Here is an 11,264-nt window from a genome sequence, read left to right on the forward strand (position 1 = left end):
ATGACATCAGGAGTTAGTGGAAATAACAATACTGATCCTTCATTAGCTGCTCAGCTTGCACAAAATGCCAGTCTAGCAGCCGCTAAAGCTCAAGGACAAGGTAAAACAGGGAATACACAAGGTGCGCAAGAAGAGGTCGCCGCAGGTTTTGAGGATCTAATTCAGGAAACTCAAGCTCAGGGAACTTCTAAAAAAGAAGCCACTTCGCAAACATCAAAAAGTTCTAAAACTGACAAATCGGAAAAATCCTCATCTTCTACATCAGTATCCAGTGCCTCGAGCACTGTTACAGCTCAAGCTGTAAAAGGTCCCAAAGGACTTCAACAAAATAACTACGAGCTCCCACAGCTTCCCACTCCCGCGAATACAGAAGTCAATGGGGTTGTGATTAAAAAAGGGATGGGAACTCTTGCCCTCTTGGGATTAATTATGACACTACTGGCACAAGCGAGTGCAAAATCCTGGTCTTCACAGTTCCAACAACAAAACCAGGCTATCCAAAACCAAGTAGCTATGGCTCCAGAAATCGGAAACGCTATTCGAACTCAAGCGAATCACCAAGCTGCGGCTACAGAAGCTCAAGCTAAACAAAGCATGATCTCGGGTATTGTAAATATCGTAGGTTTTGCTGTTGCCGTCGGTGGGGGTATCCTGTCTGCAGCAAAAAGCTTAGGGGGATTAAAATCAGCAGCTTTTGCAAAAGAAACCGCGGGTGCTACTGGATCCGCAGCCAGCTCTGCAGCATCTCAAGCTTCAAAAATGGCTACAGATGCCGCGAGCACAGCAGCTAAAACAGCAACATCAGCGGCGTCCACTGCTGCGGGTTCTGCGGCTCAAGGCGCAGCAAAAGCAGCCGCAGGATTGGCAGACGACATGGCCAGTGCTGCTGCAAAAGCTACAGCAGGTGCTGCAGGAAAAAGCGGCGGCCTATTTGGTAAAGCTTTAAATACCCCAGGATGGAAAGACAAAATTGCCCGAGGTATGAACGTAGTCAAAACTCAGGGGGGTCGTGCTGCAGCTTTCGCTGGTAGAGCCCTTTCTACATCTATGCAAATGTCTCAGATGGTTCACGCACTTACCGCAGGTATTGATGGGATCGTTGGGGGCGTTATGGGTGCTGAGATTGCTCACCACCAAAAACAAGCAGGTATGGCGGAAGCTCATGCTGAAGAATTGAAACAATTGTCTTCTATTCAGAGCCAATATGCAGGACAAGCTCAACAGCTTCAAGAGCAGTCACAACAAAGCTTCAACTCTGCTTTGCAAACTCTGCAAAATATAGCTGATTCTCAAACACAAACAACTTCTGCGATCTTTAGCTAATATAGCTTGTCTTCTTAAGATAATCCAAAGGGCTCAAATGCATATTGAGCCCTTTTATGTAAATCTGCTTTACATTAAGAAACTATATAGCCCTGGCGAAATTCTTCATGATAGATTAAACGACAACCTACAACCATAAACACCACAGCAAGAAGTAGTGCTCCCGACAGGCTTTCCCCTAAAAGCACCCAGCCATAGAATGCGGAAAATAAAGGCATAACAAGATTACAGAAAGAAAGGAACGTTGAGGAATATTTCCTCAACAACCTAGCATACAAATTGTAGCTAATGAGATTAGAAAACAGGATAAGGAAGAAAATTGCTTGAGCAAAGAGAATGCCATTACTTACAGGAATAGGGTTCCAAGTTTCAACAACCATAGAGTGTCCTAAAGATAAAACTCCGGAAACAAGCATAGCGTAAGCATTGATTGCCATTACTGACAAAGAGGAGTTCTTTTCTATCTTTCTTAACAACGTCCATCCAAAAGCAGAAAAACACGTAGCAAGTAATAATAAAATTTCAGGAATCCCTAACTGCCAGCTCCACGTACTTGTGTCACTACCCCCAAAGAATAGGTAAGAAAGATAACCAAATAGCCCCAGGCTCAATCCCCCCAACTTCTTTAATGTTACAGTCTCTCGCAACTGAATATAAGAAAACAATGCAGAAATAAACGGCGAAAGTCCGTAGATAAAACACGCCTTTGAAGAAGATAAGTTCTGTAAACCTAGAAATTCACAAACATTCGTTAGATAAAACCCAACGATTGATAAAATCAAAACGGGAACATACGCCTGTTTTGGTAGTTTTAACGACCCTTTTTTCCATAATACGATTCCCACCAACACCAAACCAGCAATCAGCATGCGACTGCCTGTAACAAATAAAGGAGCCGAAGCCTCCATGGCTAATTTGCTAAAAGCAAAAGATGAGGACCAAATAAAAGCATTAAAAAATACTAGAAAAATAGACATGAAGAAGTAGTTTCTGGAATAGAAAATATCCTATTATAAAAGAATAAAACTTTGGCTCCAACTCAAATATACTTTTATCATTAAACACCTCTTAAAAAAACTCAGGACTCCCCCACATAAATACACAGTTTTTTAAGAAAACTCCCTTGCTTTGATCCAGAAAAACGTTACAATAACAGACTTAGAAAAACTCTTAATGGAGAGAAGATGATCCGCGTAATTTGCAACAATGAAACTTATGAGCTGCCTGAGGGCACTACAGCTGCTGATTTCGCGAGCAAAATAAAAAATTCTCATTACTTTGCTGGCGTTGTCATAAACGATCAAATTAAAGATCTGTCTACAACCCTAAACGAAGGAGATACCTTAAGATTTGTTACCTTTACAGATCCAGAAGGACGAGAAATTTTTTTACATACTTCTGCTCACATTCTCGCTCAGGCTATACTACGTTTATGGCCAGACGCTATCCCTACTATAGGACCTGTTATCGATCAGGGATTTTATTATGATTTCGCCAACCTGTCTATCAGTGAAGACGACTTCTTAATGATTGAAAATATGATGGGCCAAATATCTGAAGCAAAATTTGCTGTGCAGAAAAAAACATTTAATAACAAACAAGAGGCCCTAAACGAATTCGCCAACAATCCTTTTAAAGTAGAACTCATACAAGAGCTCCCAGAAGGAGAGAGCATTACTGCCTACTCCCAAGGGGAATTTATGGATCTCTGTCGAGGCCCCCACTTGCCCTCTACTGCCCCTGTAAAAGCTTTTAAGCTTTTACGCACATCAGCAGCCTATTGGAGGGGGGATCCTCAAAGAGAATCTTTAGTAAGAATCTATGGTGTGGCTTTCCCTACGACAAAAGAATTAAAAGAACATCTACACCAGTTGGAAGAGGCAAAACAACGTGATCACCGCGTTTTAGGAACTAAACTCGATCTGTTTTCTCAACAGGAGTGTTCAGCAGGAATGCCTTTTTTCCATCCGCGAGGCATGATTATATGGGATGCTCTTATAGGGTATTGGAAACGCTTACATCAACTTGCGGGATATAAGGAAATCCAAACTCCTCAGCTTATGAACCGTAGCCTTTGGGAAGTTTCTGGACATTGGAGTAACTACAGAGAAAATATGTATACTCTAAAGATCGATGACGAAGACTACGCAATTAAGCCCATGAATTGCCCTGGATGTATGCTGTATTATAAAACACGCCTACATAGCTATAAGCAATTTCCCTTAAGAATTGCAGAGATTGGTCACGTGCATCGCTACGAGGTCTCTGGAGCTCTTTCAGGGCTTATGCGAGTACGCGCATTCCATCAAGATGATGCTCACGTATTTCTCACACCTGAACAAGTAGAAGAAGAAACATTAAATATTTTACACTTAGTTTCTGAATTATACTCCACATTTGGACTCGAGTATCATTTAGAGTTGTCAACACGCCCAGAAAAAGCAACAATTGGAAGCGATGAACTCTGGGAGCTAGCAACAGCAGCTCTGGAGCGCGCGCTGATCAATTCAAACACTCCTTTTATTATTAATCCTGGAGACGGAGCTTTTTACGGACCGAAAATTGACATTCATGTGAAGGACGCCATCCAACGTACGTGGCAATGTGGAACAATCCAACTCGATATGTTCCTACCCGAACGATTTGAGTTAGAATACACAAATGCTCAGGGAGAAAAAAGCACTCCAGTTATGTTGCATCGTGCTTTGTTTGGTTCCATTGAAAGATTCTTAGGTATTCTTATAGAGCATTTCAAAGGAAGGTTCCCCTTATGGCTCAGTCCTGAACATATCAGATTAATTACTGTGGCAGACCGTCATCAACCTCGAGCTCAAAAACTGGCTACAGCGTGGCAGAAATTAGGCTTGATAGTTACAGTGGACGATTCTAATGAATCTGTAAGTAAAAAAATACGGAACGCACAAAATATGCAAGTCAACTATATGGTGACTTTGGGAGATCGGGAAATTGAGCAAAATACCTTAGCAATACGTACCCGAGATAACCGAGTCTTAAATGATATGACAGAGGACAAATTCATAAATACTATACTTGAAGAAAAGAACTCTTTGAGTTTAACTCCACTATTGTAGAAAACCCAGATCCAAGGACGAGCATCTCCAATGAAAACCATCGCTGTCAATAGCTTTAAAGGTGGAACAGCTAAAACATCGACAACTTTACATTTAGGCGCAGCGTTAGCGCAATACCACAACGCTCGCGTGCTCCTAATTGATTTTGATGCTCAAGCAAATCTTACTTCAGGACTGGGTCTTGACCCTGATTGTTACGACAGCTTAGCTGTCGTTCTTCAGGGTGAAAAAAATATTCGTGAAGTGATTCGCCCTATCGAAGATACAGGATTAGATTTAATTCCTGCTGACACTTGGTTAGAGCGTATAGAGGTTTCGGGAAATTTAGCCGCTGATCGTTATTCTCACGAACGTCTAAAACATATTCTCACCTCTGTAGAAAATGACTATGACTATGTGATCATTGACACTCCTCCCTCTTTATGCTGGCTTACCGAGTCCGCATTAATTGCAGCACAATATGCGTTAATTTGTGCTACTCCTGAATTTTACAGTGTGAAGGGTCTAGAAAGATTGTCATCATTTATTCAAGGCATTTCGTCACGTCATCCCCTAAGTATCCTTGGAGTTGCTCTTTCCTTCTGGAATTATCGTGGTAAAAATAACGCTGCTTTCACTGACTTAATCCATAAGACATTCCCTGGAAGACTCTTAAATACTAAGATTCGTCGAGACATTACGATTTCTGAAGCTGCTATTCATGGGAAACCTGTCTTTGCTACCGCGCCTTCAGCACGGGCTTCCGAAGATTACCTCAATCTAACCAAAGAACTGTTAATTTTACTGAGGGATATGTAATCCTATGGGAAATCTAAAAACGTTGTTGGAAAGCCGTTTCAAGAAAAATACACAAGATAAAATGGAAACGCTTACACGCAAACGTATGGAAGGCGAGCACTCCCCTTTCTTAAGCAGATTTTCCGATGTAAAATTATCCCCAAAAGAAGAAGAAAAATTCCGCCAATTATTGCAGCATTACACTTTCGATGATCAGATTTCCGAAGAAGATTTCAAAAGTCTTTGTAATCTCTCTGCTCAAATCAAACAAATCCACCATCAAGCAGTACTGTTGCACGGCGAACGTATAAAAAAAGTACGTGATTTACTAAAAACTTACCGAGAAGGAGCTTTTTCAGCTTGGCTACTACTTACCTATGGCAACCGTCAAACTCCGTATAATTTTCTCGTGTATTATGAACTCTTTTCTACTCTTCCTGAATCCTTGAAAATAGAAGCCGAGAAAATGCCAAGGCAGGCGATTTACACATTAGCCTCTCGCCAAGGGTCCCAAGAAAAAAAAGAAGCTATTATCCGAAATTACCGCGGAGAAAGTAAAGGAGAACTCCTAGATATTATCAGAAGGGAATTTCCTCTAATTTCTACAGATCGTCGTCAGATATGCTTAGCAAAACAAGCACTATCTATGCTTTCCAAAGGCTCAGAATTATTAAAAAAATGCTCAGAATTGTCTCCTGAGGATCAGGCTGCCCTTGAAAAATTGATAAAAAAGCTTCAAAAAGTTAAAAGTAATTTCATTCCCAATACAAAGGTCTAAATATGGCAGCGAAATCAAAAACACTGGAACTAGAAGATAATGTTTTTCTTATTCTTGAAGGAAATTTAAAAAGAATTTTTGCCACTGCTATTGGCTACACAACATTCCGAGAATTTCAAAATGTTGTTTTTAACTGCTCTAATGGCCAACAGGAAATAGCGAATTTCTTTTTTGAAATGCTCATTAATGGGAAACTCATCCATGATCTTCCTACAGAACAAAAACAAGCATCTCAAAGCTTAATAGCCGAGTTCATGATGTTGATTCGTGTTGCTAAAGACGTTCACGAACGTGGTGAATTTATTAACTTCATCACATCGGATATGATCTCTCAGCAAGAACGTTGCGTGTTTTTAAATCGTTTGTCGAGAGTAGACGGTCAAGAATTTCTAATCATGACAGATGTACAAAACACCTGCCATTTGATTCGCCATCTATTAGCACGGCTTTTGGAAGCACAAAAAAATCCTGTAGGAGAGAAAAATCTCCTAGAAATTCAAGAAGATATCGTATCATTGAAGAACCACTTCGAAGAACTAGAAAAATCTCTTCAGTAAAATAAAATTATATGAACAAAAAAAAGCGCGTACTCACCGGTGATCGACCAACAGGCAAACTGCATTTAGGTCACTGGGTAGGATCTATAAAAAATCGTTTAGACTTACAGAACAACCCAGCGTACGATTGCTTTTTCATCGTTGCGGATCTCCACACTCTTACAACCAGAGTACGTAAAGAACAAGTTCTAGATGTGGATAACCATATTTATGAAGTTCTTGCAGACTGGTTAAGTGTGGGGATTGATCCGAATAAATCTACGATCTATTTACAGTCAGCCATTCCTGAAATCTACGAACTCCACCTACTGTTTTCTATGTTAATTTCGATTAACCGCATCATGGGGATTCCGAGTCTTAAGGAAATGGCAAAGAATGCTTCTATAGAAGAGGGTGGTTTGTCCCTTGGATTGGTGGGTTATCCAGTTTTACAGAGCGCGGATATTCTTCTTGCCAAAGCACAACTCGTTCCCGTAGGTAAAGATAATGAGGCCCATATAGAACTCACTCGTGATATTGCTCGGAATTTTAATCGTTTATATGGAGAAATCTTCCCCGAACCAGAGACTTTACAAGGAGAGCTTACCTCTTTAGTCGGCATTGACGGTCAAGGGAAAATGAGCAAATCCGCAAACAACGCAATCTATCTTTCTGATGATGATGCAACCATCAAAGACAAGATCAGAAAAATGTATACCGACCCAAATCGGATTCATGCTACGACCCCAGGGCGAGTCGAAGGGAACCCTTTATTCATCTATCACGATATTTTCAATCCTAATAAAGAAGAAGTTGAAGAATTTAAAACACGTTACCGTCAAGGATGTATAAAAGATGTTGAGGTAAAGGCACGCCTTGCCGAAGAACTTATTCTCTTTTTACAACCTTTTAAAGAAAAACGTGCCGAACTACTTGCAAAACCTCACGCTCTTCAAGACGCATTGCAAATGGGCACAGAAAAAATGCGTGCTCTAGCAAAAGAAACTATGGAAGAAGTTCGTGACACCTTAGGGTTAAGCCATAAATGGCGTTCTCGTTTACTCCCTTAATTGTTATACACTCCTATGACCTTTGAATTACGAGCTGCTTTTTCGCCTTGTGGAGATCAGCCCGAAGCTATTGCTAAGCTTACTCAAGGCGTACGTAATCACACTCCATCTCAGGTGTTGTTAGGCACTACAGGATCAGGAAAAACATTTACCATTGCTAATGTGGTTGCTAATGTCAATCGCCCTACACTAGTATTAGCACATAATAAAACATTAGCTGCACAGTTGTATCAAGAATTCAAAGAATTCTTCCCTAATAATGCTGTTGAATATTTTATCTCCTACTACGATTACTACCAGCCCGAAGCATATATTGCTCGTAATGATACCTACATAGAAAAAAGTCTCTTAATCAACAGTGAAATCGATAAACTGCGTTTATCCGCAACGCGATCTATTCTAGAGCGCAGAGATACTTTAATTGTTTCTTCTGTATCGTGTATTTACGGTATTGGCTCTCCCGAAAACTACACTTCCATGGCATTAGAACTCAAAGTAGGAAGGGAATATCCAAGAGCAATACTTGCCTCTCAGCTTGTAAAAATGAATTATCAAGCTTCCTCAGTAGCGCAACGCTCAACTTTTCGCGAACGCGGTAGTGTGATCGATATTTTCCCTGCTTATGAGAGCGATCTCGCAATTCGTTTAGAATTTTCCAATGACACATTATCTTCTATAGAATACAGCGATCCTCTCACTATGATTCCCATGGAATCGGTAACCTCAATTATTTTATATCCGGGATCACACTATGTCACACCTGAAGCTGTTCGTGAACAAGCAATACGCTCTATACGCGAAGAGCTAGAAGAACGTTTAGCATTCTTCCAAGATCGTCCTATAGAACAAGATCGCTTATTTCATAGAACTACGCATGACATCGAAATGATCAAAGAAACCGGATTTTGTAAAGGAATAGAAAACTATTCTCGCCACTTTACAAAAAGTCCTCCAGGAGCTCCTCCCGCCTGCCTATTAGATTATTTCCCCGATAACTTTTTACTAGTTATTGATGAATCACACCAAACACTACCTCAGATACGCGCTATGTATCGCGGGGACCGTTCTAGGAAAGAATCTTTAGTCGAATACGGTTTTCGTCTTCCCTCTGCTTATGACAACCGTCCTCTGACCTATGAAGAAGCTAGGAAATATTTCCATAATGTTATTTATGTATCTGCAACTCCTGGAGAGACAGAACTCAACGAAAGTCAAGGTCATATTGTTGAACAAATTATCCGCCCTACAGGAATTCCTGATCCTATTCCAGAAATCCGTCCGGCAACAGGACAAGTAGACGATCTCCTAGAAGAAATTCGTAAACACTTATCTAAATCTCAGGCAAAGATTCTAGTCATCTCCATCACCAAAAAGCTTGCCGAAGATATTGCAGCTTTCCTTTCAGAATTAGATATCGCTGCTGCCTATTTGCATTCTGGAATAGAAACAGCAGAGCGCACCCGTATCCTCTCTGACTTGCGTTTAGGGAATATTGACGTGCTCATAGGAGTAAACTTACTCCGTGAAGGATTAGATCTTCCTGAAGTTTCTCTAGTCGCTATTCTCGATGCCGATAAAGAAGGTTTTCTACGTAGCACTTCGTCCTTAATACAGTTTTGTGGAAGAGCAGCAAGGAATGTGGACGGAAAAGTCATTTTTTATGCTGACCACAAAACTCTCTCTATAGAACAAACCTTAAAAGAAACAGAACGTCGTCGGCAAATACAGTTGGAATACAATAAAGCAAATAAAATTACACCAAAACCCATTATCAAAGCGATCTTTGCCAATCCTATTCCGCAAGGAGGGAAAAAGGAAGTTCAAGATACCCCTCAACAACCTTTATCTACACAAGAATTAGAAAAGCTCATAAAAAAATACGAAAATCTCATGCAGCAAGCTGCCAACGCATTCAGATTTGATGAAGCTGCTAAATATCGTGATAAAATGAAAGCTGCTAAAGAACAACTTCTTTATCTCTCATAGAACATTAAGAAAAACCAAAAGGAAATCTACTTGCTTTTTGTAAAATCAGAACCTAATATTGCCTTAATCTCCCCGCAACCTCATTGTGATCATATGATCCGTATGCTCATATTGTGTTAAATAGGTCTTTGGGAGCTAGTTTCCAACCCTTGACAAAAGAGATTAAAGACTCATGCTAGAAGTTGTCATTTCCGATATCCAAGCCAGAGAAATTTTAGATTCCAGAGGATATCCCACACTATATGTTAAAGTAATTACAGACGCAGGCACTTTCGGAGAAGCTTGTGTGCCTTCGGGAGCCTCCACAGGAATCAAAGAAGCTTTAGAGCTTCGCGATCAAGATACCTCTCGATACCAAGGGAAAGGTGTTTTACAAGCCTTAAAAAACGTGAAAGAAGTTCTGCTTCCTGTTTTGCAAGGAGTCAGCATATTTGATCAAATCCTTATAGACTCTATTATGGTAGAAGCAGATGGCACACCAAATAAAGAGAAATTAGGAGCGAATGCTATCTTAGGGGTATCCTTAGCAGCTGCAAAAGCAGCAGCCGCAACTTTAGGACGATCTTTTTACCGTTACGCGGGGGGATGTTTCGCTCATATTCTTCCCTGTCCTATGATGAATCTCATTAATGGCGGCATGCATGCAGACAATGGTCTTCAATTTCAAGAATTTATGATTCGCCCTATAGGTGCACATTCTCTAAAAGAAGCTGTGCGTATGGGTGCTGATGTTTTCCATGCGTTGAAAAAACTGCTCAACGATAGACATCTCGCTACAGGAGTTGGAGATGAAGGCGGATTTGCTCCAAACTTAACATCTAACTCTGAAGCTTTAGACCTTCTTTTACTAGCTATTGAAAAAGCAGGTTTCCAGCCTGGCGAGGAGATCTCTTTAGCTCTTGACTGTGCTGCATCTTCTTTCTACGATACAAAAACAAAAACTTACGAAGGGAAAAACTCTCAAGAACAAGTCAGCATACTCGCCGATCTTTGTGATCGTTATCCTATTGACTCTATAGAAGATGGGCTTGCGGAAGAAGATTTTGATGGTTGGGAATTGCTAACCGCAGAACTCGGAGAAAGTATACAGATTGTAGGTGATGACCTCTTCGTAACCAATCCAGAGTTGATAGCAGACGGTATAAGCAAAGGCCTTGCTAACGCTGTGCTAATTAAACCTAATCAAATCGGCACATTAACAGAAACTTCAGAAGCTATACAGCTTGCCCATAGTCAAGGATACACGACTATTCTTTCTCATAGATCCGGAGAAACTGAGGACACAACAATTGCAGATCTTGCTGTGGCCTTCAATACAGGGCAAATTAAAACTGGATCCCTATCACGTTCGGAACGCATTGCCAAGTACAATAGACTTATGGCAATAGAAGAAGAACTAGGTTCTGAAGGTTTATTCAAAGACTCTAACCCATTTTCTGGAGAATAGAGTCGGGACGATCGCTTTCTTGTGATTTCTAGAAAGCGATTACCTCTTTAAACTTCCCAATGATTAAACTGATGGTTCTATTCTTAAGAACCATTCTAAAGATAGAAAAACTCCTTATCTATAGTAAATAGTAGATGTCTGCTTAAGCAAAATTTCTTATATACTTAAAAAATAAAGAAAATAGGCAATAAAGAAGCATTTTTAGATCTCCATGATCTTCTAAAATGCTGTCTTGCAACTACTAATTTGATGTAG

9 protein-coding genes are annotated in these 11,264 nt (G+C 40.4%); 8 read left to right on the forward strand and 1 reads right to left on the reverse strand.

The annotated features are described in order from the left end of the window. Positions 1–1,323, forward strand: coding sequence for a type III secretion system translocon subunit SseC family protein (sctE, locus tag G5O_RS09930; RefSeq protein ID WP_013747405.1), 1,323 nt, complete (start codon positions 1–3; stop codon positions 1,321–1,323). 74 nt (positions 1,324–1,397) lie between these two features. Here the strand turns inward: sctE and G5O_RS09935 are convergent, their stop codons facing one another. Next, positions 1,398–2,300, reverse strand: a complete 903-nt coding sequence (locus G5O_RS09935) for a DMT family transporter (protein WP_013462756.1) — start codon at positions 2,298–2,300, stop codon at positions 1,398–1,400. 207 nt (positions 2,301–2,507) lie between these two features. Between G5O_RS09935 and thrS the strand changes: the two genes are divergently transcribed. From thrS to eno, 7 genes are all read left to right on the forward strand, one after another. Beyond that, positions 2,508–4,415: a threonine--tRNA ligase gene (thrS, locus tag G5O_RS09940; protein WP_013462757.1), complete on the forward strand. Its 1,908-nt coding sequence runs from the start codon at positions 2,508–2,510 to the stop codon at positions 4,413–4,415. Positions 4,416–4,445: 30 nt separating this feature from the next. Continuing rightward, a complete protein-coding gene (locus G5O_RS09945) occupies positions 4,446–5,213 on the forward strand; it encodes a ParA family protein (RefSeq protein WP_006343618.1) in 768 nt (255 codons plus the stop codon). A gap of 4 nt (positions 5,214–5,217) precedes the next feature. Then, complete coding sequence (locus tag G5O_RS09950; RefSeq protein WP_006343619.1) at positions 5,218–5,970, forward strand: pGP6-D family virulence protein; 753 nt, start codon at positions 5,218–5,220, stop codon at positions 5,968–5,970. A 2-nt stretch (positions 5,971–5,972) separates the two neighbouring features. Further along, complete coding sequence (locus G5O_RS09955; protein ID WP_006343620.1) at positions 5,973–6,527, forward strand: CT584 family type III secretion system tip protein; 555 nt, start codon at positions 5,973–5,975, stop codon at positions 6,525–6,527. Between the two features lie 11 nt (positions 6,528–6,538). Beyond that, positions 6,539–7,576 (forward strand): tryptophan--tRNA ligase, encoded by a 1,038-nt coding sequence (gene trpS, locus G5O_RS09960; protein ID WP_006343621.1) that lies wholly within the window; start codon positions 6,539–6,541, stop codon positions 7,574–7,576. Positions 7,577–7,591: 15 nt separating this feature from the next. After that, entirely contained in the window at positions 7,592–9,562 is a 1,971-nt protein-coding gene (gene uvrB, locus G5O_RS09965; protein ID WP_006343622.1) for an excinuclease ABC subunit UvrB, read from the forward strand. Positions 9,563–9,734: 172 nt separating this feature from the next. After that, positions 9,735–11,009 carry a phosphopyruvate hydratase gene (gene eno, locus G5O_RS09970; RefSeq protein ID WP_006343623.1) on the forward strand — a complete coding sequence of 425 codons (1,275 nt, stop codon included), beginning with the start codon at positions 9,735–9,737 and terminating at the stop codon, positions 11,007–11,009. The last annotated feature ends 255 nt before the right edge of the window (positions 11,010–11,264 follow it).

Source organism: Chlamydia psittaci 6BC (genome assembly GCF_000204255.1).
Classification (GTDB): domain Bacteria; phylum Chlamydiota; class Chlamydiia; order Chlamydiales; family Chlamydiaceae; genus Chlamydia; species Chlamydia psittaci.

Coding starts and splice junctions, on each gene's coding strand:
- G5O_RS09945 (WP_006343618.1), top strand. CDS start 4,446: ATGAAAACCATCGCTGTCAATAGCTTTAAAGGTGGAACAGCTAAAACA.
- G5O_RS09955 (WP_006343620.1), top strand. CDS start 5,973: ATGGCAGCGAAATCAAAAACACTGGAACTAGAAGATAATGTTTTTCTT.
- sctE (WP_013747405.1), top strand. CDS start 1: ATGACATCAGGAGTTAGTGGAAATAACAATACTGATCCTTCATTAGCT.
- thrS (WP_013462757.1), top strand. CDS start 2,508: ATGATCCGCGTAATTTGCAACAATGAAACTTATGAGCTGCCTGAGGGC.
- G5O_RS09935 (WP_013462756.1), bottom strand. CDS start 2,300: ATGTCTATTTTTCTAGTATTTTTTAATGCTTTTATTTGGTCCTCATCT.
- eno (WP_006343623.1), top strand. CDS start 9,735: ATGCTAGAAGTTGTCATTTCCGATATCCAAGCCAGAGAAATTTTAGAT.
- uvrB (WP_006343622.1), top strand. CDS start 7,592: ATGACCTTTGAATTACGAGCTGCTTTTTCGCCTTGTGGAGATCAGCCC.
- trpS (WP_006343621.1), top strand. CDS start 6,539: ATGAACAAAAAAAAGCGCGTACTCACCGGTGATCGACCAACAGGCAAA.
- G5O_RS09950 (WP_006343619.1), top strand. CDS start 5,218: ATGGGAAATCTAAAAACGTTGTTGGAAAGCCGTTTCAAGAAAAATACA.